1 protein-coding gene is annotated in these 545 nt (G+C 46.4%); it reads left to right on the top strand.

Features of this window, described 5'->3' with window-relative positions; translation table 11 throughout:
* On the top strand, positions 1-545 hold a 545-nt coding region (locus R8N49_RS29760; protein WP_318190782.1), incomplete at both ends, for a sensor histidine kinase.

Below are 545 nucleotides of genomic sequence, written 5' to 3'. Positions count from 1 at the left end.
GCACTGTTCATGTTTGTGATTGTATTGAACGCGTACCACTTTTGGCTTGAGTATCGTTTTAGCAAAAGCAAACAAGCATTAGAGCTGACATCGCTAAGGCTGAAAGAGAAAAGCGAGCAGTTAGAACATTCACAAAGAGTGGCGATTGTCGGGGAAATTGGCAGCAGTCTGGCTCATGAATTAAATCAACCGCTGGCAGCCATTCGTAATTACAGTGAAGGTGGGTTGCTGCGTCTTGCAAAGAAGCGTCCGCATGAAGATATTGTGCCTGTGCTAGAGAAAATACAGGGGCAAGTGGAACGAGCCGATGCCATCATTCAGCGTTTAAGAACGTTGATACGCAAACGCAGTGTTGATAAGACACCATGCGATATTCAAGCCTTGATTGCAGACACCATTGAGCTGCTTCATTTTCGAATGCAAAAGCAGAACGTCGCCATTGTGACTAGCGTTGAAGGAGAGATACGTCCTCCACTGGCAGACTCCGTGGGCGTTCAGCAGGTTTTGGTTAATGTGATCAACAACGCCATTGATGCGTGTGCTTT

Source organism: Vibrio sp. 1978 (genome assembly GCF_033344345.1).
This window is presented reverse-complemented; position numbering and strand designations above follow the sequence as displayed.